General features: G+C 56.6%; 24 protein-coding genes. 14 read left to right on the plus strand and 10 right to left on the minus strand.

Annotated elements, in window-relative coordinates; translation table 11 throughout:
* Nucleotides 1-12 precede the first annotated feature (12 nt).
* The gene (gene plsB / locus H5P17_RS20145) at nucleotides 13-2,478 is read right to left on the minus strand and encodes a glycerol-3-phosphate 1-O-acyltransferase PlsB (RefSeq protein ID WP_182824861.1); all 2,466 of its coding nucleotides are present in this window, start codon (nucleotides 2,476-2,478) and stop codon (nucleotides 13-15) included.
* Nucleotides 2,479-2,626: 148 nt separating this feature from the next.
* On the opposite strand from plsB, the gene H5P17_RS20150 reads away from it, so the two are divergent.
* From H5P17_RS20150 to H5P17_RS20165, 4 genes are all read left to right on the plus strand, one after another.
* Nucleotides 2,627-2,995 carry a diacylglycerol kinase gene (locus H5P17_RS20150; protein ID WP_020837169.1) on the plus strand — a complete coding sequence of 123 codons (369 nt, stop codon included), beginning with the start codon at nucleotides 2,627-2,629 and terminating at the stop codon, nucleotides 2,993-2,995.
* Nucleotides 2,996-3,116: 121 nt separating this feature from the next.
* Nucleotides 3,117-3,725 (plus strand): transcriptional repressor LexA, encoded by a 609-nt coding sequence (gene lexA / locus H5P17_RS20155; RefSeq protein ID WP_037416119.1) that lies wholly within the window; start codon nucleotides 3,117-3,119, stop codon nucleotides 3,723-3,725.
* Between the two features lie 101 nt (nucleotides 3,726-3,826).
* Nucleotides 3,827-5,179: an MATE family efflux transporter DinF gene (gene dinF / locus H5P17_RS20160; RefSeq protein WP_182824863.1), complete on the plus strand. Its 1,353-nt coding sequence runs from the start codon at nucleotides 3,827-3,829 to the stop codon at nucleotides 5,177-5,179.
* A 298-nt stretch (nucleotides 5,180-5,477) separates the two neighbouring features.
* Nucleotides 5,478-5,687 (plus strand): CsbD family protein, encoded by a 210-nt coding sequence (locus H5P17_RS20165; protein ID WP_017894203.1) that lies wholly within the window; start codon nucleotides 5,478-5,480, stop codon nucleotides 5,685-5,687.
* A gap of 107 nt (nucleotides 5,688-5,794) precedes the next feature.
* Here H5P17_RS20165 and zur read toward each other — a convergent pair whose 3' ends face one another.
* The 4 genes from zur to H5P17_RS20185 all read right to left on the minus strand — a co-directional run bounded on the left by zur (nucleotide 5,795) and on the right by H5P17_RS20185 (nucleotide 8,312).
* Nucleotides 5,795-6,307, minus strand: a complete 513-nt coding sequence (zur, locus tag H5P17_RS20170; RefSeq protein ID WP_041415728.1) for a zinc uptake transcriptional repressor Zur — start codon at nucleotides 6,305-6,307, stop codon at nucleotides 5,795-5,797.
* A gap of 185 nt (nucleotides 6,308-6,492) precedes the next feature.
* Nucleotides 6,493-7,251 carry an anti-sigma factor gene (locus H5P17_RS20175; RefSeq protein WP_182824865.1) on the minus strand — a complete coding sequence of 253 codons (759 nt, stop codon included), beginning with the start codon at nucleotides 7,249-7,251 and terminating at the stop codon, nucleotides 6,493-6,495.
* Nucleotides 7,248-7,736, minus strand: a complete 489-nt coding sequence (locus H5P17_RS20180) for an RNA polymerase sigma factor (protein ID WP_071827058.1) — start codon at nucleotides 7,734-7,736, stop codon at nucleotides 7,248-7,250. The genes H5P17_RS20175 and H5P17_RS20180 overlap by 4 nt, the downstream gene beginning before the upstream one ends.
* A gap of 42 nt (nucleotides 7,737-7,778) precedes the next feature.
* Nucleotides 7,779-8,312, minus strand: coding sequence for a tetratricopeptide repeat protein (locus H5P17_RS20185; protein WP_044553796.1), 534 nt, complete (start codon nucleotides 8,310-8,312; stop codon nucleotides 7,779-7,781).
* A gap of 205 nt (nucleotides 8,313-8,517) precedes the next feature.
* Here H5P17_RS20185 and dusA point away from each other — a divergent pair, with 205 nt between their 5' ends.
* Together dusA and pspG are read left to right on the plus strand one after the other, a co-directional pair.
* Nucleotides 8,518-9,528 (plus strand): tRNA dihydrouridine(20/20a) synthase DusA, encoded by a 1,011-nt coding sequence (dusA, locus tag H5P17_RS20190; RefSeq protein WP_182824867.1) that lies wholly within the window; start codon nucleotides 8,518-8,520, stop codon nucleotides 9,526-9,528.
* Between the two features lie 160 nt (nucleotides 9,529-9,688).
* Nucleotides 9,689-9,928 carry an envelope stress response protein PspG gene (pspG, locus tag H5P17_RS20195; RefSeq protein ID WP_182824869.1) on the plus strand — a complete coding sequence of 80 codons (240 nt, stop codon included), beginning with the start codon at nucleotides 9,689-9,691 and terminating at the stop codon, nucleotides 9,926-9,928.
* 305 nt (nucleotides 9,929-10,233) lie between these two features.
* Here pspG and H5P17_RS20200 read toward each other — a convergent pair whose 3' ends face one another.
* Entirely contained in the window at nucleotides 10,234-10,650 is a 417-nt protein-coding gene (locus H5P17_RS20200; protein WP_044553792.1) for a lysozyme inhibitor LprI family protein, read from the minus strand.
* Nucleotides 10,651-10,768: 118 nt separating this feature from the next.
* On the minus strand, nucleotides 10,769-11,758 hold the full coding sequence (locus H5P17_RS20205; protein ID WP_044553790.1) for a quinone oxidoreductase: 990 nt from the start codon (nucleotides 11,756-11,758) through the stop codon (nucleotides 10,769-10,771).
* Nucleotides 11,759-11,938: 180 nt separating this feature from the next.
* Between H5P17_RS20205 and dnaB the strand changes: the two genes are divergently transcribed.
* Complete coding sequence (gene dnaB, locus H5P17_RS20210; protein WP_020837159.1) at nucleotides 11,939-13,363, plus strand: replicative DNA helicase; 1,425 nt, start codon at nucleotides 11,939-11,941, stop codon at nucleotides 13,361-13,363.
* Between the two features lie 17 nt (nucleotides 13,364-13,380).
* Nucleotides 13,381-14,460, plus strand: a complete 1,080-nt coding sequence (gene alr, locus H5P17_RS20215) for an alanine racemase (protein WP_182824871.1) — start codon at nucleotides 13,381-13,383, stop codon at nucleotides 14,458-14,460.
* A 42-nt stretch (nucleotides 14,461-14,502) separates the two neighbouring features.
* Here the strand turns inward: alr and H5P17_RS20220 are convergent, their stop codons facing one another.
* A complete protein-coding gene (locus H5P17_RS20220) occupies nucleotides 14,503-15,270 on the minus strand; it encodes a transporter substrate-binding domain-containing protein (RefSeq protein WP_044553786.1) in 768 nt (255 codons plus the stop codon).
* A gap of 214 nt (nucleotides 15,271-15,484) precedes the next feature.
* On the opposite strand from H5P17_RS20220, the gene H5P17_RS20225 reads away from it, so the two are divergent.
* From H5P17_RS20225 to maa, 5 genes are all read left to right on the plus strand, one after another.
* Nucleotides 15,485-15,952 carry an Lrp/AsnC family transcriptional regulator gene (locus H5P17_RS20225; protein ID WP_020837156.1) on the plus strand — a complete coding sequence of 156 codons (468 nt, stop codon included), beginning with the start codon at nucleotides 15,485-15,487 and terminating at the stop codon, nucleotides 15,950-15,952.
* An 80-nt stretch (nucleotides 15,953-16,032) separates the two neighbouring features.
* Nucleotides 16,033-17,226, plus strand: coding sequence for an amino acid aminotransferase (locus H5P17_RS20230; RefSeq protein WP_182824873.1), 1,194 nt, complete (start codon nucleotides 16,033-16,035; stop codon nucleotides 17,224-17,226).
* Nucleotides 17,227-17,352: 126 nt separating this feature from the next.
* The gene (locus tag H5P17_RS20235; RefSeq protein ID WP_017894193.1) at nucleotides 17,353-17,769 is read left to right on the plus strand and encodes a secondary thiamine-phosphate synthase enzyme YjbQ; all 417 of its coding nucleotides are present in this window, start codon (nucleotides 17,353-17,355) and stop codon (nucleotides 17,767-17,769) included.
* 4 nt (nucleotides 17,770-17,773) lie between these two features.
* The gene (locus tag H5P17_RS20240) at nucleotides 17,774-18,127 is read left to right on the plus strand and encodes an MmcQ/YjbR family DNA-binding protein (RefSeq protein ID WP_020837154.1); all 354 of its coding nucleotides are present in this window, start codon (nucleotides 17,774-17,776) and stop codon (nucleotides 18,125-18,127) included.
* Between the two features lie 169 nt (nucleotides 18,128-18,296).
* The gene (gene maa, locus H5P17_RS20245; RefSeq protein ID WP_044553781.1) at nucleotides 18,297-18,854 is read left to right on the plus strand and encodes a maltose O-acetyltransferase; all 558 of its coding nucleotides are present in this window, start codon (nucleotides 18,297-18,299) and stop codon (nucleotides 18,852-18,854) included.
* Nucleotides 18,855-18,888: 34 nt separating this feature from the next.
* On the opposite strand, the gene H5P17_RS20250 is transcribed toward maa, so the two are convergent.
* Together H5P17_RS20250 and uvrA are read right to left on the minus strand one after the other, a co-directional pair.
* A complete protein-coding gene (locus H5P17_RS20250; protein ID WP_182824875.1) occupies nucleotides 18,889-19,941 on the minus strand; it encodes an NAD(P)-dependent alcohol dehydrogenase in 1,053 nt (350 codons plus the stop codon).
* A gap of 226 nt (nucleotides 19,942-20,167) precedes the next feature.
* A complete protein-coding gene (gene uvrA, locus H5P17_RS20255) occupies nucleotides 20,168-22,999 on the minus strand; it encodes an excinuclease ABC subunit UvrA (protein WP_044553776.1) in 2,832 nt (943 codons plus the stop codon).
* Between the two features lie 277 nt (nucleotides 23,000-23,276).
* Here uvrA and ssb1 point away from each other — a divergent pair, with 277 nt between their 5' ends.
* Nucleotides 23,277-23,813: a single-stranded DNA-binding protein SSB1 gene (gene ssb1 / locus H5P17_RS20260; protein WP_044553774.1), complete on the plus strand. Its 537-nt coding sequence runs from the start codon at nucleotides 23,277-23,279 to the stop codon at nucleotides 23,811-23,813.
* The last annotated feature ends 151 nt before the right edge of the window (nucleotides 23,814-23,964 follow it).

Raw genomic sequence — 23,964 nt, forward strand, 5'->3', positions numbered from 1 at the left:
TGTATCAACGAATTACTGGTCTTTCTCTTCCGCTGCGTCCGCCTCTGGCAGAGCGTTGGTTTCCGCCGGCATGCTGACGCTTTCAATGGTCAGTTTGATTTCCGGGGTAATCAGGTCGCTCAGCATGCTGTACACCTCCATGGTGTGCTCACGCACCGCGTCGCCGATATCGTTGATGTAGCCCTCTTCACGCAACGTAGCCACCAGGGTGGAGAACACCGCCTTGTCGAAGAACTCCGGCGCGTTGATGCCGTGCAGCACCGATAAACGCTGCGCCATGATACGGCTCTCTTTCTCCAGCGCACCGCGGTTAATGCTTGGGTTGGCGCTGAGGATAGACATGGTGATGGCATAGCGTTGCAGGGTTTCACGAATGCCGGCGGCCAACAACTGCAATGGGCGGATGCGGGCCGGATTCAATACCAGATCGTCACCCTTATCGCAGATCAGTTGCTGACGGATCATTTCCTCGATCAGCGGCTGCAGCACCTCCGGCAGTTGTTCCTTGTCGTTGTGCAGGAACAGCTCGGCTTTCAGCATCGGGTAAATCAAACCAATCTGGCGCAGCAGTTCAGCGCGAGATACCCGGCGATGGTGCATCACGATGGTGGCAATAAGTGACGGCAGAACCAGCAGGTGGTGGATATTGTTGCGGTAATAGGTCATCAGCACCGCCTGCTCGCGCGGCAGGATGATGATATCGCCGATGTTATCCTTCTCCACCTCGAATTTGTTCATGTTCAGCGCGTGATCCAGCAGCTCATCCGGCGTTTGGGTCGGCACGGTCACGTCGTCGGCATAAGGCACGTTGCGCATCAGTTGCAGATAGCATTCCAACTGCTCAAGCAACTGTTCGCGGGTCAGTGAACGCTGACGTGAGGCCAGCAGCGCCGTGGAACACAGGTTCATGGCGTTGGCCGCTGCGGCATTGTTGATGCGCACCATAATCTTGGCCGCCAGATCGTTGACCGTCGGCGTCAGCCAGCTTGGGCGCTGGGATTCGATCGGGTCAATCGATTCGCGCCACTGCGGTACATTCTGGTTCAGGTAGGTGGTCAGCGGCAGGGGATCGCCGAAGTTGACGTAGCCCTGGCCGAGATTACGCAGCTTGCGCAAGCCGCGCAGCATCTGCAGCAGGCTCTCTTTTTCTTTGGTCGCCCCGCGCAGCTCTTTGGCGTAGGTTCCCACTTCCATCACGTGCTCGTAACCGATGTAAATCGGCACCAGCGTGATAGGGCGAGTCCCGCCGCGCAGCATCGCCTGAATGGTCATCGACAAGGTGCCGGTCTTCGGCTCCAGCAGACGCCCGGTGCGGGACCGTCCACCTTCGACAAAGTACTCCACCGAATAACCTCGGGTAAACAGCTCGCCGAGATATTCACGGAACACCGTCGAATACAGCTTGTTGCCTTTGAAAGTCCGGCGGATGAAGAACGCGCCCAGGCGACGGAAGATCGGCCCGGCCGGCCAGAAGTTGAGGTTGATGCCGGCCGCAATGTGCGGTGGCACCAGGCCCTGATGGTACAGCACGTAGGACAACAGCAGATAGTCCATGTGGCTGCGATGGCAGGGCACATAAACGATCTCGTGGCCATCCTGGGCCAGCTGACGTACCCGCTCGGCGTTGGTGACGTTGATGCCCTGATACAGCCGGTTCCAGGTCCAGCTCAGCACGCGGTCGGAAAGGCGCACCGTCTCGTAAGAGAAGTCGGCGGCAATCTCTTCCATCAGTGCAATCGCATTCTGCTGGGCTTTTTCGTGGGAGATTTTTTTACTGCGCGCTTCGTCTTCAACCGCTTTTTCGATCGCTTTGGACGCCAACAGCTTGTTGAACAGGTCCTGACGGGCCGGCAGGCTTGGGCCTACGGCAGCCAGACGCTGGCGCGAGAAGTGCATTCGGGCTACGCGGGCCAGCTTTTGCGCGATGATCTTGTCGGTACCATGCTCGGTCGCCATACGACGCAGCGAAACGGTATTGGAGAAACGCACAAAGCTATCGCGGCCGAGCCACAGCACAGCGAAGAATTTCTGGACGCCATTTAGCAAGCGCAGATGCGGCGTGCCGTGGCCTTCGCGCCCCGGAGAGCGGCCAAACATCACCGAAACCGGCAGCATCTGAATATCGAGATCCGGGTTGCTGCGGTGCAGATCCAGATAGTCGTGGAACAGTTTTACCGACTCTTCTTTCGGCGTGTAGTAGCGGAATACGCGCGGGCCGTCGTGAATAAACACGTGGCTGGGCAGCACGGTGCCGTCTATTTCCAGCGGATTGAGAGGATCGGGCAAATCCTGCGCCAGGCACTGGGTGCGCAGCGTCAGTAAATCCGCCTTGGAATTATAAGGTAAAACATACAAAATCGGCCGTGAGGGATCCAACCCTAACTCCGTGACCGGATCTGAAGGGATAACCTTACTTCTTACCAACAATTTGAGTGGTAAATTCAATAGTTTATAATAAATTTTACGCCAACCTGACATAACAACGTGAAGCCTCTTGTTAGCAATGCGCCGCAAGCATACCAGAAACCGGGTAGCAGATCTGTGGTGTTGGAAAACCGGGAGCCGTGAGCGCTTCCTGGCCTAGACTGTTTAATTATGACTTACCTCTGCGAAAGGCACTAAAAACATGACGAACCAAGCAACCGGCCTGACCCGTATTATTAAAGCCGCCGGCTACTCTTATAAAGGTTTTTCCGCTGCCTGGCAGCACGAAGCGGCGTTCCGCCAGGAGTTGGTGGTGACCGTGCTGGCTATCATACTGGCGATTTGGCTGGACGTGGGTGCGATAGCGCGCATTTTACTGATTGGGTCGGTGGTGCTGGTGATGATTGTCGAGATGCTCAACAGCGCGATTGAGGCGATTGTCGACCGGGTGGGGACCGAGTACCACGAGCTGTCCGGCCGGGCCAAGGATATGGGGTCGGCGGCGGTATTGTTGGCGGTGATTTTGGCGCTGTTTGTTTGGGGCACGGTGCTGTGGCAGCACTTTGTCTGAGCAAAGCGAGCTCGTTGCGATCCGGGTCGCTAATCCCTGATTTTTATTCATTCTTCGGTTCCCAAGCCGCACTTACCTGTATATACTCACAGCAAGACTGTATAAACAAACAGGGGGCGGAATGAAAGCACTAACTACCAGACAGCAAGAGGTCTATGATCTGATTCGCGATCATATTTCGTCCACTGGCATGCCGCCAACGCGTGCCGAGATCGCCATGCGTCTGGGGTTCCGTTCGCCAAATGCCGCAGAAGAACACCTGAAAGCGCTGGCGCGTAAAGGCGTCATCGAAATCGTCTCCGGCGCTTCGCGCGGCATTCGGTTGCTGATGGAAGATGAAGAGGGTTTACCGCTGATTGGCCGCGTGGCTGCCGGGGAGCCGCTGCTGGCGCAGCAGCATATCGAAGGCCACTACAAGGTGGATCCTTCCCTGTTCAAACCGAGCGCGGATTTCCTGCTGCGGGTTAACGGCATGTCGATGCGTGATATCGGTATTCTGGACGGTGACCTGCTGGCGGTGCATAAAACTCAGGACGTGCGTAATGGCCAGGTGGTTGTGGCGCGCATCGAAGATGAAGTGACGGTCAAGCGGCTGAAAAAGCACGGTAACGTGGTTGAGCTGCTGCCGGAAAACAGCGAATTCCAGCCGATTGTGGTTGATCTGCGTCAGCAGAACTTCACCATTGAAGGCTTGGCGGTCGGCGTGATCCGCAACGGCGACTGGGTTTAACCCATAAGCCTGCACGCTGCCCTCTGATTTAAATCGCCCCAGCTCTGGGGCGATGTCATTTCTGACCGATTAAAACCGCATTGCCACGGGAACATTTCACTATGCGCCTGCTTTCCGCCTTCACCAGCGATACCGATAAAGCCTTGTGGCGCCTGGCGCTACCCATGATCTTCTCCAATATCACCGTACCGTTGCTTGGGCTGGTGGATACCGCAGTGATCGGTCACCTCGACAGCCCTGTTTATCTGGGCGGTGTGGCGGTGGGCGCCATGGCGACCAGCTTCTTGTTTATGCTGTTGTTGTTCCTGCGAATGAGCACCACCGGTCTGACGGCGCAGGCGTTGGGCGCGCAAAATCCACAGGGGCTGGCGCGTGCCTTTATGCAGCCGCTGCTGCTGTCGGTATTGGCCGGCGTGGCCATTGTGTCGTTACGCCATCCGCTGATCGACTTGGCGCTGCAGGTCGTCGGTGGCGACGAAGCCGTGCTGGAGCAGGCCCGATTGTTCCTCGAGATCCGCTGGCTGAGCGCGCCGGCGGCATTGGCGAACATGGTTATCCTTGGCTGGCTGCTTGGCGTGCAATACGTACGTGCGCCGGTGATCCTGCTGATTGTCGGCAATTTATTGAATATCGTGCTGGATATCTGGCTGGTGATGGGGCTGGGCTGGAATGTGCAAGGTGCGGCGATGGCGACCGCCATTTCTGAGTATGCCACGCTGCTGCTGGGCTTCTGGCTGTCCTGGCGTGTCATGCGCCTGCGTGGTATTTCCTTGCCGATGCTGCGCACTGCCTGGCGCGGCAACCTGCGGCGTCTGCTGGCGCTGAACCGCGACATTATGCTGCGTTCCCTGCTGCTGCAGCTGTGTTTCGCTTCTCTGACCATCTTCGGTGCCCGGCTTGGCGGCGAGGTGGTGGCGGTGAATGCGGTGCTGATGAACTTACTGACCTTTACCGCCTACGCGCTTGACGGTTTTGCCTACGCGGTCGAAGCGCACTCCGGCCATGCCTATGGCGCGCGTGACGATAGCCAACTGCGCAAGGTGTGGCGTGCGGCTTGCCGACAAGCCTGTCTGGTCGCGTTGGCCTTTGGCCTGGTTTATGCCGTTGCCGGTCAGCATATTATCGCCGTCTTGACCTCGTTACCGGAACTGCGTGCGCTGGCCGGCCACTATCTGCCGTGGCAGGTGGTGCTGCCGTTGGTGGGGGTATGGTGTTATTTGCTGGACGGCATGTTTATTGGCGCCACCCGAGGGGCAGAAATGCGCAACAGCATGGCAGTGGCGGCGGCCGGTTATGGTTTGACGCTGCTGGCCGTACCCGTATTGGGCAATCATGGCTTATGGCTGGCGCTGGCGGTCTTTCTTTCCCTGCGCGGCATTGCGCTCGGGTGGATTTGGCACCGCCACAGGCTGCGCGGTACCTGGTTTGCCGCGGATCCAACGGCTCGCAATTAGAGTTAATCATAAAATATATTAATGTTTTTTGTTCATATTGAGTTACATATTATCGCGTCGATTTAGTCCCGCTTACTGACTGTTTTTCTTGGTTTTTTACTGAATTTTGTTGGTTTGTTGAATTTTTATTCTGGTTTTTTGTTCTTTGTCGATATCTGTTGCTATAGTTAATCATGTGGCTGGCGGAATGAATTGGAATGAAATTCCTTTCATTTTAGGTCGATTGACCATGATTATTACTCAGTTAAGCCCAGCGACAAGTTTTTAAAACTGACTAATCACAGGTAACGGAGAGGTTATGAACAAAGATCAAGCCGACGGTAACTGGAAGCAGTTTAAAGGGAAAGTGAAGGAAAAATGGGGCAAGCTGACCGATGACGATCTGACGGTCATTGAAGGGAAACGCGAACAGCTTGTCGGTAAAATTCAGGAACGCTACGGCTACCAGAAAGAGGCGGCCGAGAAAGAAGTGAAATCCTGGGAAGACCACAACAAATATCGCTGGTAGTGCGATAGGCCGCAGCGGATTGCGGCCGTAAACAACGCTTGAAAGCCTGGCGTTCTTATCCCCTCTACGCCACGGCTACAGGTACAAGGAGGTACCTGATAACCTATTTATTTCTTCTTGATAGCGATGCTGTGATCGTGTTCGCCACAATCATGTTTGCTGTCGCAGGCTTCTACCTCAACGCAACCCTCACACAGGCCATGAGCTTCGACCACGCTGTGGCGCAGGGCAAAACCCGACTCTTTCGCCAGTTTTTGCAGCGTTTCTTCGATCCCTTCGGTCGTGCGTTCGGTCACCTGGCCGCAGCGATCGCAAATAAACAGCGCGGAAGTATGCATCGGTTGCTCGAAATGATGGCACAGCACGTAGCTGTTCGCCGATTCCACACGATGAATAAAGCCTTGTTCCAAAAGGAAATCCAATGCACGGTAAACCGTGGGGGGTTTGGCCTGCGGTTCGGCTACGCGCAGCAAATCCAGCAGGTCGTAGGCGCTGATGGCACCGGGCTGTTGTGCCATTAGGCGTAACACTTCCAGCCGCTGCGGTGTCAGCCGCACATTGCGTTGCTGGCAGAGTTGTTCAGCCTGCGCCAGCAGCTTTTCCTGGGTGCTTGAGTTCATGGCAAATTTCCCGGTACGTAAAAAAGCCGATTTTACCATGCTTCAGCCGAATCGCCGAGAGTCGGCCCCTTTTCTGCCAATATGGCGCATTAAACGTCCGGTTAAGCGCCTGTGGTTGGCTTGAAATGTGATGATATTCACGATTTTCCGTGCCGCTCTCGAAGGCTATGACTTCGCTTGGGCTATTAGGCGGCCAGCGAACGCTGTAATTGACTGGCCAATCTGGCCATGTCCACTGCCGGATTATGGCCAATCAGCATGAAACTGTGCCTGGTATCGGACCAATAGACCACGTTCATCCCCTGGCGACGTTCGCTTTCGGCGGGCTGCGGCTTGCCCGGTTGCTGAATGATACACAACGCCAATGCACCGTACTGCGCATCCAGCCAGGTCAGTTGAGCAATGCGGCGATCGTCGTACGCCAGCACGCGGGCGTTTTTCAGTTCGGCCCCTTTCAACACCAGTTTGGGCATCGAAAGTGCGATAGCCAGCCGATCGCCAGTGTGCTGCAATTGGGCGGCGATTTGTGCTGCGGAACCCTCAAACCCTGCCAGGGTTTCCGGCGTGTAGAGCGCCATATACTGAGCGACCAGAGCACGCCAGTTGTCATCCGGTTGGCTGAGCTGCAGATAGGCGCGATCGCCCGCGATGCCCAGCGCCAGAAAACCGACCGCGGCGGCAATCAGACCACGGCGGCTGATAGCGTGCGGTGGCGAGGAGACGGCAAGTGGTATTGTTGAATACAATCTATGCACCGGCGCTTCATCAAGCAAAGGTGCAAAGGCTTGCTTAAAGGGCAAGCTGCTGCGCTCCAGCAACGACAAGCGTTCTGCCAACGCCGGTTCGCCGGCCAGGCGCTGTTCCAGCCGGTGGCGTTGCTGTGGGTCCAACTGATTGTCCAGGTAGGCGACCAGCAGTTCATCCGTTGCGTAGGCTGAACTCATGATTGTTCTCCTTTTACCTGCGGGGTGCGGGTTTGCAGCAGGCTGTCGTTCGCCAACCGCAGCCGTGCCGCCGCCAGACGGCTCATGATGGTGCCAATGGGCACGCCCAGCACCTCAGCGGCTTCCCGGTAAGAAAGTTCCTCCACGTACACCAGAAACAACGTATTGCGCTGCGCCTCCGGCAGTTGATTAACCCGTTGCATCACCTCATTGGCCCAAATCGGCTGCTCGCCGTTTTCTGCACCGGCCAGTTCGTCAACGTCGACAAAGCCCTGTCCCTGGCGGATATGCTGAGAGCGGACCTCGTTCAACCAGATGGAGTGAAGAATTGAAAATAACCAGCGGTCCATACGCGTTCCCACGGCAAACTGTGCGGCGCGTTCCAACGCCCGCACGCAGGTGGCCTGCACCAAATCGTCGGCTACGTCCCGCCGGTGGGACAGCACCAAGCCATAGCGCCACAGGCGGGAGAGATATTGGCCGATTTCGTTGCGGATAGCGTCGCTGCTGATGTTTGCCTCCGGGCTTTACGATTCAGGGTGGTGATCGATAGCCGCCGCCAGATCGCGGTACTCTTCACAACCGGTTCCGCACAGCGATTGGATCACCTTGAGTTGCTCTTTCGCCAAATCCTGGCGGCCTTTAATCATATAAGCCTCACCCAGGTATTCGCGGACTTTCGGGTATTTCGGATCGAGCGCCACTGATTTTAAATAGTAGCCGATCCCTTCGTCGGTGCGGCCGAGCTTGCGGGTGGCGTAGCCGCGGTAATTCAGCGCCACGGCAGTGTTGGGATCTTTGAGGGTATTCAGCACATCCAGCGCTTCCTGATAGCGGCCACTTTTGGCCAGCGCATAGGCATAGTTCGTACGATCGTTGTCGCTGACCATGCTGCTTTTATCCACCATGCAGGTTTTGGTTTTCGTGTCGTATATCTGGCCTTTGGGGCAGGTTGGCGTGGTTTGACCGCTGCCATCGCCGCCCATCGCCAGGGCTGAACCGGAAAACAGCAGTGAACCGGCAATGACTGGCAGCAGCAGGCGTTTAACGTAACTGTTCATGGTTGTTTCCTCATCATGAAGGACGCAGAGCTGCGGCCTTACAAAGAGAACACCTGACCGCCTCTTTTTATTCGCTTTTGCCGCTGCTTTTTTATCGGGCGACACAGCGGTTTTCCCAACGCCGCCGATTGTCGTTATAATAGCCGTTTGCGGCAGCATGCCGTTCGTTGAACCCCAGACAGAATCAGGTAGCCAGTAGCCCAGCATGACGACAGACAATAACGCCCCAAAATACGCCGCCAATCGTTTTTCCATCGCGCCGATGCTCGACTGGACCGATCGTCATTGCCGTTACTTCCACCGCCTGCTGACCAAGGAAACCTTGCTGTACACCGAGATGGTGACTACCGGCGCGATTATCCACGGCAAGGGCGACTATCTGGCCTACAGCGAAGAAGAACATCCTGTGGCGCTGCAACTGGGCGGCAGCGATCCTGCTGCGCTGGCGCACTGTGCGAAACTGGCTGAGCAGCGCGGCTATGACGAGATCAACCTCAACGTCGGTTGCCCGTCCGATCGGGTGCAGAACGGCATGTTCGGTGCCTGCCTGATGGGGCAGGCAACGCTGGTTGCCGACTGTATCAAGGCGATGCGCGACGTGGTGTCGATCCCGGTGACGGTGAAAACCCGTATTGGTATTGACGATCAGGACAGCTACGAGTTTCTGTGCGATTTCATCGCCACCGTCGCCGGGCGCGGTGAATGTGACATGTTTACCATTCATGCCCGCAAGGCATGGCTGTCGGGCCTGAGTCCGAAAGAGAACCGCGAAGTCCCGCCGCTGGATTACCCGCGTGTGTACCAGTTAAAACGCGATTTCCCGACGCTCACTCTGGCGATTAATGGTGGAGTGAAAACGCTGGAAGAGGCGAAACAGCATTTGCAGCATCTTGATGGCGTGATGATGGGGCGCGAAGCCTACCAGAACCCGGGCATTCTGGCGCGGGTCGACAGTGAACTGTTTGGCTGTCAGACCGAAGTTATGGACAGCATAGCGATTATCGAATCGCTATATCCGTACATTGAACGTGAGCTGTCGAAGGGCACCTATTTGGGCCATATCACCCGCCATATCCTTGGGTTGTTCCAGGGCGTGCCCGGTGCTCGCCAGTGGCGCCGTCACCTGAGCGAAAATGCCCACAAGCCAGGGGCCGATGCGCGCGTGGTCGAGCAGGCGCTGGATCTGGTGCGCTTACCGCGCACTGAGATGGCGTAATAGAGATAAAAATCTGACTAACAGTTAGTGTTTTTGACCAGGCATGCTGCGTAATGTGGCGTGCCTTTTTTCTCAATTTCAATCACTTAGTTCTCTCGCCTTGTTGGCACGCTTCTTGTAATACCTCCGCAGATACTTTGTTTTGCGAAGGAGCAAAATCATGTTGGAACTCTTCTTTCTGGTCGGTTTTGTCGTCATGCTGATGGTGACGGGCATTTCGCTGCTGGGCGTGTTCGCGGCGCTGCTGGGCGTGTTCGCGGCGCTGCTGGTGGCCGCGGCGTTTATGCTGATTGGCGGGCTGTTTGCGATGGTGATTAAGCTATTGCCGTGGCTGATTTTGGCGGTGGTTGGCGTTTGGATCTACCGTTCAATGCAGAAGCCTTCAATACGTCGCTATTAATTTTTTGTCGAATAATCAGTCGGTCACGCTGAAAACTGAGCAACAGATACGTTCTTAATGCGGCAGCGATCACAGCTTGAGGTTTAAACGGTCGGTGCAGCACATTAGCGATTTTTTTTGCGCCTCGGGGCTGTTAGGATGTTTGCCGATGCAGCGATGCGACCGATTTCATCACCGCAAGAGACAATAATACCCAATACGAGCGTTGCTTAAGCAACCCACTGTCTCTGGCGGACTCCCCTACAAACGCAGTAACAAAAAGGGCTCCTCACGGAGCCCTTTTTGTTACTGATAATCCAGCCATATTAAGATCTTGGCCAGTTGTCGCTTTCAAGCTGCAACGTGCGTTCAATAGTCATGTTCAGTTCGCATGAGCCCGCATCCAATGCATCGCCAGAACCATGCGGCGCTGCGACCAGAGCCAGACATTGGCTGTCTTTGAACTTCAGCCAGTTACGCTGTGCCTCACGCCAGGCTTTTGGGGCCGCCTTAAACTTGAGCGCTTCCTTGTAGGACTTGTTCAAGCGAGCATCCCAAAGGTTGAACTCTGTTTCAATGCAGGCAGCCATACTTGGCGTATTGAGATCTGGTTTGCTCATACATTGCGTATAGGCGGCAGAGTAAGGGTATTTCATCAATGCGTCTTTTTCAGCGTTTGGCGTCGCGGCCTGCGCTGTGGCTGCAGCGAAAACCAGTGCGGCAACCAGCATTTTCAGTTTCATTTCAGTACTATTTCCTTATTGATCAACATGCAATGTCAGATGATCATATTCCCTTTACCCTAGCCTGACGATGCCAGACAGCATTTTCTACCAAATTTTACCGATCTTTTTATCCCCCTCAGCGGCCAGGGATCAGCAGGCTTGAGCCGCTGGTATTACGGCTTTCCAGCACCTGATGCGCACGTTGCGCGTCAGCCAGCGCAAACTTCTGCTCTTCTTTTACGTCGACCTTGATAGCGCCGCTGCCGATCAAGGAAAACAACTCATTGCTGGCAAATTGCAGCTCCGCACGGGTGGTGATGTAGCCATTGAGGGAAGGGCGGGTGACATACAAAGAGCCTTTCTGGTTGAGCAAGGCCAGATCGACACCGGTAACCGGGCCGGAGGCGTTGCCAAAGCTCACCATTAGCCCGCGTCGCTTCAGACTATTGAGCGAGGCTTGCCAGGTGCTTTGGCCCACGGAGTCATACACCACGCCGACTTTTTCGCCCTGGGTCAGTTCGGCGACGCGCTGGGCGATGTCTTCCTTATGGTAGTTGATGGTGGCCCAGGCACCGGCACGCTTCGCCAGCTCGGCCTTTTCGTCGGAACCGACGCTGCCGATCAGCTTCGCCCCGAGCGCTTTGGCCCACTGGCAGGCAATCAACCCGACACCGCCTGCGGCAGCATGGAACAGGAATACTTCACCCGGCTGCACTTCATGGGTTTGGCGCAGCAGATAATGCACCGTCAACCCCTTCAGGAATGAGGCTGCCCCTTGCTCGAAACTCAGATTGTGCGGCAGGATGGCCACCTTTTCCTGCGCAACGTTGTGCACTTCGCTGTAAGCACCAAGCGATGACTGGGCGTAAACCACCCGGTCACCCGGCTTCAGCGCGCTGACCCCTGCGCCGATCTTGGTGACCACGCCGGCCGCCTCGGTGCCCAACCCGCTTGGCAGGCTGGCGGGCGGGTATAACCCGCTGCGTATGTAGGTGTCGATATAGTTGATGCCGATCGCCTTGTTCTCGATCTGCACCTCACCGGCTGCCGGGTCCAGCGGGGTAAAATCAACGTATTGCAACACTTCGGGGCCGCCGGTGGCGGAGAATTGAATGCGCTTGGCCATATCAGTACCTCGTGTGGGTGTCTGATTTCACCCTACGCGTTTTAGTATTGGCGATCCAGTTTGTCCGCGCGCGGATTGATACCTTTTTTGCATCGGTTATGCCGCAGGAATCACAGATAAAAATCACGTATACTCTCGCGTCAGGATCCTTCATTCGCAACCGGATTAAGAATACGCTTCATGGCAGGAAAAAAACCAACCAACAAAACAAACGCAGACGAAGCCAGAGAACGTCCCCGCGATCGCCAGATGGAAGGGCTGAAGATGCCGCCACATTCGCTGGAGGCTGAGCAGTCAGTGTTGGGCGGTTTGATGCTGGATAACGAACGCTGGGATAACGTAGCGGAACGCGTGGTCTCCAATGATTTCTTCAGCCGCCCGCACCGCCTGATCTTTACCGAGATGCAGCGCCTGCTGGAGATGAGTCGGCCTATCGATCTGATCACCCTGTCCGAATCGCTGGAGCAGCGGGGCGAACTGGACTCCGTCGGCGGCTTCGCCTATCTGGCCGAATTATCGAAAAACACCCCAAGCGCTGCCAACATCGGCGCTTATGCGGACATCGTGCGTGAACGTGCGGTAGTGCGTGAGATGATCTCGGTGGCCAATGAGATCGCGGACGCCGGCTACGATCCGCAGGGGCGCAGCAGTGAAGATCTGCTCGATTTAGCCGAATCGCGGGTATTCCAAATCGCGGAAAACCGCGCCAGTAAAGATGAGGGTCCAAAAGGTATCGAGCGTATCCTGGAAGATACCGTTGCGCGTATTGAGCAACTGTATCAGCAGCCGCACGATGGCGTCACCGGGGTGGATACCGGCTATCAGGATCTCAATAAGAAAACCGCCGGTTTGCAAAAATCGGATCTGATCATCGTCGCTGCCCGTCCTGCAATGGGTAAAACCACCTTCGCCATGAACCTGTGCGAACACGCCGCGATGACGCAGGACAAACCCGTGCTGATTTTCAGCCTGGAAATGCCCTGCAACCAGATCATGATGCGTATGCTGGCCTCGCTGTCGCGTGTGGACCAGACCCGTATCCGTACTGGCCAGTTGGACGATGAGGACTGGGCGCGAATTTCCAGCACCATGGGTATCCTGCTGGAGAAGCGCAATATGTACATTGACGACTCCTCCGGCCTGACGCCAACCGAAGTGCGCTCCCGTGCGCGGCGTATTTTCCGTGAACATGACGGCATCAGTCTGATCATGATTGACTACCTGCAGTTGATGCGCGTGCCGTCGCTCTCCGACAACCGAACGTTGGAAATTGCCGAGATCTCCCGCTCGTTAAAAGCCCTGGCGAAAGAGCTGCAGGTACCTGTGGTGGCGCTGTCGCAGCTGAACCGAAGCCTGGAGCAGCGTGCCGACAAGCGCCCGGTCAACTCCGACCTGCGTGAGTCCGGCTCCATCGAGCAGGATGCCGACCTGATCATGTTCATCTACCGTGATGAGGTGTATCACGAGAACAGCGATCTGAAAGGGATTGCCGAAATTATTCTGGGTAAGCAGCGTAACGGCCCAATCGGTACCGTACGTCTTACCTTTAACGGCCAGTGGTCGCGCTTCGATAACTATGCGGGGCCACAGTATGATGACGAATAATCAGCTAAGGAACTGAAATGAAAGCGGCAACCGCTGTAATCGACCGCCGCGCTCTGCGACATAATCTGCAACAGGTACGCCGTCAGGCGCCGCAAAGTCGCCTGATTGCCGTTGTGAAAGCAAACGCTTATGGACATGGCCTGCTGGAAACAGCTCACACCCTGCAAGATGCCGACTGTTACGGCGTGGCTCGCATTGGCGAGGCGTTGAAGTTGCGCTCCGGCGGCATCGTCAAACCCATCCTGATGCTCGAGGGCTTCTTCTCGGCCGAGGATCTGCCGGTGTTGGTGGCCAATAACATCGAAACCGCCGTACACAGTATCGAACAGCTTGAAGCGCTGGAGCAGGCCACGCTGGCGCGTCCGGTGCCGGTGTGGATGAAGCTGGATACCGGCATGCATCGTCTGGGGGTCCGCCCTGAGCATGCCGAGGCGTTTTACCAGCGTCTGAGCGCCTGCCGTAATGTGGTGCAGCCGGTGAATATCATGAGCCACTTCAGCCGCGCCGATGAGCCGGGCTCCGATGCCACGCTCAAACAAATGCAGTGCTTTGAACAGTTTGCCCGCGGCAAACCGGGCCAGCGTTCTATTGCCGCCTCCGGTGGTACCCTGCTGTGGCCGGATGCGCATAACGACTGGGTACGCCCAGGCATTATCCTGTATGGCGTCTCGCCGATGGAGGACGCCAACGGCAGCCAGTTTGATCTGCAGCCGGCGATGACGCTGAAGTCCAACCTGATCGCGGTGCGTGAGCACAAGGCCGGCGAGTCCGTAGGCTATGGCGGCACCTGGGTCAGCGAAGGTGATACCCGCTTGGGCGTGGTGGCGATGGGCTACGGTGACGGTTACCCGCGCAGCGCGCCTTCCGGTACGCCGGTGTGGCTCAACGGCCGTGAAGTGCCGATCGTGGGCCGGGTGTCGATGGATATGATGTCGGTCGATCTGGGGCCGGACGCGACCGACAAGGTCGGGGATGAAGTGGTGCTTTGGGGCCGGGAATTACCGGTTGAACGCATCGCCGACTGCACCGGCATCAGCGCTTATGAACTGATTACCAAGCTGACGCAGCGCGTGGCGATGGAATATATCGGCGAATAGGTTCATTAGGGGCCGTCAGGCTGCGGCCCCTGTTATATTGAGTTACTTCTTCACTGCCAGCCACTGATCGATAATGCTTTGATACTCACCGGTCGCCTTGGCCAGGTGCAGCCACTGATCCACATACAGCTTCCAGCTCAAATCGTCACGCGGCAGCATGTAAGCCTTTTCGCCATACTGCATCGGCTTTTTCGGGTTGACCGCGCACAGCTTCGGATAGCGTTTTTGCTGATACTGCGCCTCAGAGGCGTCGGTGATCATCACATCGGCTTTCTTGTCGACCAGCTGCTGGAAAATCCCCAAATTATCATGGGTCAACGTCAGTTTGGCCTTGGGCAGATAGGCGTGGACAAAGGCCTCGTTGGTTCCGCCCGCCGGCTCAAGCAGGCGCACGGACGCTTTATTGATCTGATCAATGGTGCGGTATTTTTTCACGTCGGTGCAGCGCACCAAAGGGATCTTCCCGTCGGTATCCAGCGGGGCGGCGAAGAACACCTGCCGTTGCCGCTGTAGCGTGACCGAAATGCCGCCCATGGCGATATCACACTTGCCGGCGACAAAGTCCGGCGTCAGGGTTTTCCAACTGGTTTTCACCCATTTCACCTTGGCACCCAGGCTTTTTGCCAGCGACTCCGCCATGGCGATATCAATGCCTTCGTAGCTGCCGTCTTCTTTCAGGAAGGTATAGGGTTTGTAATCGCCGGTGGTGCACACTTCCAGCGTGCCCTGTTGTATCACCTTATCCAAATGCGATTGTGCGCTGGCGCTCCCGGCGGCAACCAGCAGTGCGAGAGGGAGAAATCTTTTCATCGGCGTCCTTATTATACATTCGTGGTTTTATGCGCTATTTAACCGCTCATTGTTGCTGACTTGCGCGAGTTACCCGTTTTTTATGCCATTTTCAGGCGGAAACGTCCGGCATTGCTGCTGTGCGTTTCACAACCTCGGTGCGGGAAGGGTATCCACAGTCAAAAAACTGATAGGCTGTAACGTCAACATTTATTAACACAGTTTACAGGTGGCTATGTACAACATTGACGATTTTGATATGAAAATCCTGACGCTGTTACAGGCCAATGGCCGTCTGACCAATCAGGAGCTGAGCGATCTGGTGGGGCTGTCTGCATCCCAGTGTTCGCGGCGGCGCATCAGCCTGGAACAGGCGCAACTGATCCGCGGTTACCACGCGCGACTGGCGCCGGAGGCCGTCGGGCTGGGGTTGGTTGGCCTGATAGAAGTGAGTCTGACCCACCATGCTCAGGAGCAGATCGACAGTTTCCACCAGATGCTGGAAGAAGTGGACGCCATTCTTGACGCCTACAAAACCACCGGCGATGCTGATTATCTGCTGAAGGTTGCGGTGGCGGACCTGCCGGCGCTGGACGATTTGATCAGCCAGACGCTGTCCCGCCACAAAAGCGTGGCGCATATCAAAACGGCGGTGGTGCTCAACCGAATCAAGGAAAATGGTTTGTTGCCGGTTGCGAGATAAAGCTCAAACTGAACGGCCTTTTCCGTCTATATTAGGAGCGTAACGCTGTGCCTACTCACCATAATCCAGGAGAATAATCCGTGTTCCAGAATGTTGATGCCTACGCAGGTGACCCGATCCTGTCGCTGATGGAAAAATTCAAAAAAGACTCACGTGCGCACAAGGTTAACCTGAGTATCGGCCTTTACTATGACGAGCAGGGCATTATCCCGCAGATGAAAGCGGTTGCTGCGGCAGAAGCGCAACTGAACAGCGTGGACCACGGGGCGTCGGTGTACCTGCCGATGGAAGGTCTGCTGCCTTACCGCACGGCGATCCAACATTTGCTGTTCGGTGCCGAACACCCGATGCTGCAACAAGGGCGCATCGCCACCATTCAAACCGTGGGCGGTTCCGGCGCGCTGAAAGTCGGTGCCGACTTCCTGAAAAGTTACTTCCCGGATTCACAGGTGTGGGTCAGCGATCCGACTTGGGAAAACCACGTTGCCATCTTTGGTGGCGCTGGGTTCAAGGTGAATACCTATCCGTACTTCGACAGCGAAAGCCTGGGCGTGAAATTTGACGCCATGCGGGACGCGTTGAAACAGCTGCCGAAGCACAGCATCGCGCTGCTGCACCCGTGCTGCCATAACCCGACCGGTTCCGACCTGACCCAGGCTCAGTGGGATGAAGTGGTCAAAGTGATCGCCGAGCGTGAACTGATCCCGTTCCTCGATATCGCTTATCAGGGCTTCGGCGGCGGCATTGCCGATGACGCCTACGCTATCCGCACTATTGCCGCGGCCGGTCTGCCATGCCTGGTGAGCAATTCCTTCTCGAAAATTTTCTCGCTGTACGGCGAGCGTGTCGGCGGCCTGTCGGTGGTGTGTGAAAGCGAAGAAGCCGCCGGGCGCGTGTTGGGCCAACTGAAGGCCACTGTGCGTCGTAACTACTCCAGCCCGCCGAACTTCGGTGCGCAGGTGGTGGCGAAGGTGCTGAACGACACGCAACTGAAAGCCCAGTGGCTGGCCGAAGTGGAAACCATGCGCACCCGCATCCTCGAGATGCGCAAGACGCTGGTGGAAGCGCTGAAAATCGCCCTGCCGCAGCGGAACTTCGATTATCTGCTCGCCCAGCGCGGCATGTTCAGCTACACCGGCTTTAGCGCCGCACAGGTTGATCGCCTGCGTGAAGAATTTGGCGCGTACCTGATCCACAGCGGGCGCGTTTGCATGGCTGGCCTGAACCACCACAACGTGCATCAGGTGGCCGAGGCGTTTGCCGCCGTGCAGTAAAAGCTGTTAGGGTAAACTGACGTTAGCCAGGGAGCGATAGCGATATCGCTCCTTTTTTGTTGTCGGTTTGCCGCCAGGGTTGCCGCAAACTGGAGAGAGAATATACTGATTGAGGGGCGCTCACTTATGTGGCATCAGCAAACGCTAATCCTCAGCGCAAAAGCGCGTGGTTTTCATCTGGTTACCGAAGAGATTACTGACCAGCTAACCCACTTACACCGCCTGCAAACTGGCCTGCTGCATCTGTTGTTGCAGCATACCTCGGCCTCGCTGACGCTGAACGAGAATTGTGATCCAACGGTGCGAGCCGACATGGAGCAGCATTTCCTGCGTCAGGTGCCAGAGAACGCACCCTATCAGCACGACTATGAAGGGCCGGACGACATGCCGGCGCACATCAAATCCTCTCTGTTGGGCACGTCGTTGACGCTGCCTGTCGGTCACGGGCGGCTGATGCTGGGCACATGGCAGGGAATTTGGCTGGGGGAGCACCGCATCCACGGCGGTTCACGCCGGGTTGTGGCCACGTTACAGGGGGAATAACCCAATGAATAACACAGCATTGCTGGAATACTGCATGGCGAAGCCGGGCGCGGAACAGAGCGACCAGAACCAGTGGCAGGCCAGCCAGATCAAAGTCGGCGACGTTATGTTCGCTATGGTGTGTGAAGTACAAGGACGACCTGCTTTGGCGGTAAAATCCAGCCCGGAACTGGCGGAAAGCCTACGGGAGCATCACCCGGAGATCGTCCCCTGTGTCGGTCTGAACAAGGCACACTGGAATACGGTGTTTCTTGATGGCAATCTGCCGAACTCGCAGTTCTATACGTTGATCGACAGTTCCTATCAGCTGGTGCTGGAAGGGTTACCCGACCATGTGCGCCAGGAATTGCGCGCTTAGCCATAGATAACGGCAGGTGTAGCGCCTGCCTGAGTCCTTCGTTTATTTCTTCTGTTTTCCCGCCAAACTGTGATCGTGATTCGATATTGGGAACGTTCCCGTTTTATTGTGGATGAGGAAAGACTAGGCTTTTTAATCAATAAGCCGAAATACCAAAGGATGCCGCGAGATGGCGATGAGTGAAGAAAAACGCAAAATGATTGCCGGTGAATTGTACGACGCCGGTGACGAACTGCTACGCAGCGAGCGCAAGCGCGCACGCCAATTGATCCACCGTTACAACCATTCGTCACCGGATGAGGGCGACCTGCGTAAACAGGGATTGGCAGAGCTGCTGGGCCAGTATCAGGGGGGCACCATCGAACCGACTTTTCGCTGTGATTACGGCTACAACATCTATCTGGGGAAGAATTTCTACGCCAATTTTGACTGCGTGATCCTCGACGTATGCGAAGTGCATATCGGTGATAACTGCCTGCTGGCACCTGGAGTGCATATTTATACCGCCACCCATCCGCTGGATGCGGAAACCCGTGTGGGCGGGGCGGAGTTCGGCAAGCCGGTGCGTATTGGCAATAATGTGTGGATTGGCGGTCGTGCGGTGATTAATCCCGGCGTGACGCTGGGGGACAACGTGGTGGTGGCGTCCGGTGCGGTGGTGACCAAGGATGTGCCCGCTAACTGCGTGGTCGGCGGCAATCCGGCGCGAGTGATAAAGCAGCTGTAAGAAAATCGGGCGCCGCTGTGGGCGCCCGAGAGGCTTAGGCTCGCAAAGAGTCGATATCCACCACGAAGCGATATTTCACGTCGCTTTTCAGCATCCGCCCGAAGGCTTCATTGATCTGCTGCATCGGGATCAGTTCGATATCCGAGGTAATGCCGTGCTGACCGCAGAAATCCAGCATCTCCTGGGTTTCTGCAATGCCGCCAATCAGTGAACCGGCGATGCGGCGACGCTTCATGATCAGGTTGAACACCTGCGGTGACGGATGGTCGTGCTCCGGTGCGCCAACCAGCGTCAGGGTGCCGTCACGGCGCAGCAGATTGAGGAACGGGTTCAAGTCGTGCTGGGCCGCCACCGTGTTAAGAATAAAATCGAAACTGTTGGTGTGCTGCGCCATCTCTTCTGGATTGCGTGAGATCACCACTTCGTGAGCGCCAAGGCGTTTGGCATCTTCGACTTTGGACGCTGAAGTCGTGAACAGCACCACATGCGCTCCCATCGCCCGAGCCAGTTTAACGCCCATGTGCCCCAGCCCGCCGAGACCGACGATGCCCACCTTTTTACCCGGACCGGCACCCCATTGACGCAGCGGGGAATAGGTGGTGATACCTGCGCACAGCAAGGGGGCGACACCGGCAGGATCGAGGTTTTCCGGTACGCGCAAAACAAAGTCCTGATCTACCACCATATCGGTGGAGTAGCCGCCATAGGTGGTGGCGCCGGTTTGTCGATCCTCGCCGTTATAGGTGCCGGTAAACCCATTTTCACAATATTGCTCCAGACCCTCGTCACAGCTTGGACAACTGCGGCAGGAGTCCACCATACAGCCCACGCCGACCAAATCACCGACCTGATAGCGTGACACATGGTTGCCGACGGCGCTCACGCGCCCCACAATTTCGTGGCCGGGAACCACCGGAAAAAGGGTGTTGCTCCATTCGTTGCGGGCCTGGTGCAAATCCGAATGGCAGACGCCACAGAACAGAACCTTGATTTGCACATCGTGGTCGCGCAAGGTGCGCGGCGTGTAATCAAAAGGAACTAACGCTGATTTGGCGTCATGCGCGGCATAGGCGTGCGTAATGTTCATGGTAACTCCAGTCATCAGTGTATGGGGGGAAAACGGCTTCCGGCAGCAGGGTGCCGGTGGACGTGGCCTGAGTACGGCAAAGGGCCACAGAGGGAACATTGATGATAAAAGCTGCGTGCGGGGAGGGAAATGCCTGAAAATGTCTAAATCTTGCCTGTTTCTGTTCAATTTGACCGAAACGGGTAAGCGTGCGGGCCGCTACAGGAACGGCCCGCTGGGCAGGGGATTATTTCTTCTTCAGTAACGGCTTAAGGAAGCGCGCGGTATGCGACGTTTCGCAGTTAGCCACGGTTTCCGGCGTGCCGGCCACCAGGATCTCACCGCCGCCGCTGCCGCCTTCCGGCCCCAGGTCGACAATCCAGTCCGCGGTTTTAATCACGTCCAGGTTGTGCTCAATCACCACGATGGTATTGCCCTGATCGCGCAGTTGATGCAGTACCGCCAGCAGTTGCTGAATATCGGCGAAGTGCAGCCCGGTGGTCGGCTCATCCAGGATGTACAGCGTTTGACCGGTGCCGCGTTTTGACAGCTCGCGAGCCAGCTTGACGCGCTGCGCCTCACCGCCGGACAGCGTGGTTGCCGACTGGCCGAGACGGATGTACGACAGGCCGACTTCAATCAAGGTTTGCAGCTTACGGGCCAATGCCGGTACCGCGTCGAAGAAATCACGGGCCTCTTCGATGGTCATCTCCAGCACTTCGTGGATGCTTTTGCCTTTGTACTTCACTTCCAGCGTTTCGCGGTTATAGCGTTTGCCCTTGCACTGGTCGCACGGCACATAGATGTCCGGCAGGAAGTGCATTTCCACCTTGATCACACCGTCGCCCTGGCAGGCTTCGCAGCGGCCGCCCTTGACGTTAAAGCTGAAGCGGCCGGGGTTGTAACCGCGGCTGCGTGATTCCGGCACGCCGGCGAACAGCTCACGCACCGGAGTGAAGATGCCGGTGTAAGTTGCCGGGTTGGAACGAGGGGTACGACCGATCGGGCTTTGATCGATGTCGATCACCTTGTCGAAATGTTCCAGACCGGTCACTTCACGGAACGGCGCCGGTTCGGCGATAGTGGCACCGTTGAGCTGGCGCTGGGCGATCGGGAACAGCGTGTCGTTGATCAGCGTGGATTTGCCGGAGCCGGATACCCCGGTAATGCAGGTAAACAACCCCACCGGCAGCGTCAGCGTCACGTCCTTCAGGTTGTTACCGCGAGCACCGCTCAGTTTCAGTACCTTGGTCGGATCGGCCGGTACGCGTTGCTCCGGAATGGCAATCTCGCGTTTGCCGCTGAGGAACTGGCCGGTCAAGGACTCAGGCTGCGCCATGATGTCTTCGACGGTGCCTTCCGCCACTACCTGACCGCCGTGCACACCGGCACCGGGACCGATATCGATCACATGGTCGGCGGCGCGGATGGCGTCTTCGTCATGCTCCACCACGATGACCGTATTGCCGAGGTTACGCAGATGGATCAGGGTTTCCAGCAGGCGTTCGTTGTCGCGCTGATGCAGGCCGATTGACGGCTCATCCAGCACGTACATCACGCCCACCAGGCCGGCACCAATCTGGCTGGCTAAACGAATACGCTGCGCTTCACCGCCGGAGAGGGTTTCCGCCGAACGCGACAGCGACAGGTAGTTCAGGCCGACGTTCACCAGGAACTTCAGGCGATCGCCAATCTCTTTCAGCACTTTCTCGGCGATCTTGGCGCGCTGCCCGCTGAGTTTCATGTTCTGGAAGAAGGTCATCGCATGGCCGATGCTCAGATCGGAAATTTCCGGCAGCGTAGTGTCTTCAACGAACACGTTTCGTGCTTCTTCGCGCAGACGGGTGCCGTGGCACGAGGCGCAAGGGCGGTTGCTGATAAACTTCGCCAGCTCTTCGCGCACCGCACTGGATTCGGTTTCTTTATAACGGCGCTCCATATTGTGCAGCACGCCTTCGAACGGATGGCGGCGCACGGTGGTGTCACCGCGATCGTTGATGTATTTGAATTCGATCGATTCTTTGCCGGAGCCGCTGAGCACCGCTTTCTGCACGTTGGCGTCCAGGCTGTTGAACGGCGCTTCAACGTCAAACGCGTAATGCTCTGCCAGCGAGCGCAGCATCTGGAAGTAGTAGAAGTTGCGACGATCCCAACCGCGAATTGCACCGCCGGCCAGCGAAAGCTCGGGGTTCTGCACTACGCGTTCCGGATCGAAGAACTGCTGTACGCCCAGACCGTCGCACGTCGGGCAGGCGCCGGCCGGGTTGTTGAACGAAAACAGGCGCGGTTCCAGTTCGCGCATGCTGTAGCCGCAGATAGGGCAGGCGAAGTTGGCGGAGAACAGCAGCTCATCCGCTTTTTCGTCGTCCATATCGGCCACAACGGCGGTGCCGCCGGACAGCTCCAGCGCGGTCTCGAAGGATTCCGCCAGACGCTGCGACAGATCATCACGCACTTTAAAGCGATCGACCACCACTTCGATGGTGTGCTTTTTCTGCAACTCCAGCTTCGGGGGATCGGAAAGATCGCACACTTCGCCGTCGATGCGCGCACGGATATAGCCCTGGCTCGCGAGGTTTTCCAGCGTTTTGGTGTGCTCGCCCTTGCGGTCTTTTACCACCGGGGCCAGCAGCATCAGGCGCTTGCCTTCCGGCTGGCTGAGCACGTTGTCCACCATCTGGCTGACGGTCTGCGCCGCCAGTTCGACATGGTGATCCGGGCAACGCGGTTCGCCGACGCGGGCAAACAGCAGACGCAGGTAATCGTGGATCTCGGTGATGGTGCCGACCGTGGATCGCGGGTTATGCGAGGTCGATTTCTGCTCGATGGAGATCGCCGGTGACAGACCTTCAATGTGGTCGACGTCCGGTTTTTCCATCAGCGAAAGGAACTGGCGTGCATAGGCGGAGAGCGATTCGACGTAGCGACGCTGCCCTTCAGCATACAGGGTATCAAAGGCCAGCGAGGACTTGCCTGAACCGGACAGACCGGTGACGACGATCAGCTTGTCACGCGGGATAATCAGGTTGATGTTTTTGAGATTATGGGTTCGAGCACCACGAACTTCGATATTGTCCATTTACACTTCCCGTCTTGATGATACACCGCGCCTGTCTGGGTGATTTACGCACGATTATGTGATCGAACGCGCAAAAAACCGGCACAGCCAGTACGAAACGCATAATTATGACACAAAAAAACCTGAATGAATATCCAGTACATGAATGCAAACAGGTCGATCGAAAGGACAATTCCGGAATACAGCACGCAGTAATCAACACGGGTGTCGTTTCAGGCTGAGCGTGTTAAACTTACTCGTTTATACTGTGTAAAAATCAATCATCAGGAGAGTTCTCATGGCCAGCAGAGGCGTAAACAAAGTAATTCTGGTCGGGAATCTGGGCCAAGACCCGGAAGTCCGTTACATGCCGAATGGCGGTGCAGTGGCCAACATTACCCTGGCAACCTCCGAAAGCTGGCGTGACAAGGCGACTGGCGAGCAGAAAGAAAAGACCGAGTGGCACCGCGTTGTGCTGTTCGGCAAGCTGGCTGAAGTGGCGGGCGAATATCTGCGTAAAGGTTCCCAGGTGTACATCGAGGGCGCGCTGCAGACTCGCAAATGGACCGATCAGGCCGGCGTAGAAAAATACACCACCGAAGTGGTGGTTAACGTTGGCGGCACCATGCAGATGCTGGGCGGCCGTCAAGGCGGTGGCGCACCGGCAGGTGGTGGTCAGGCTTCCGGCGGCCAGGGCGGTTGGGGTCAGCCTCAGCAGCCACAGGGCGGCAACCAGTTCAGCGGTGGCCAGCAGGCGCGCCCGGCGCAGAACAGCGCACCGGCTGCCAGCAGCAATGAACCGCCAATGGACTTCGACGACGATATTCCTTTCTAAAATTTGGATTGGACATGTTGTAAAAAAACCCGCTTTTGCGTAATGCCGATCGTTTAAGGATCGGTTGAACGATCCGGTGGTTGCTGTAAAAAGGGTTCCAGGACATGACTGGAACCCTTTTTTATGCACCTTTCTCAGGCTCTTGGCATTA

Source organism: Serratia sp. OS31 (assembly GCF_014164835.1).
Lineage (GTDB): Bacteria > Pseudomonadota > Gammaproteobacteria > Enterobacterales > Enterobacteriaceae > Serratia > Serratia liquefaciens_A.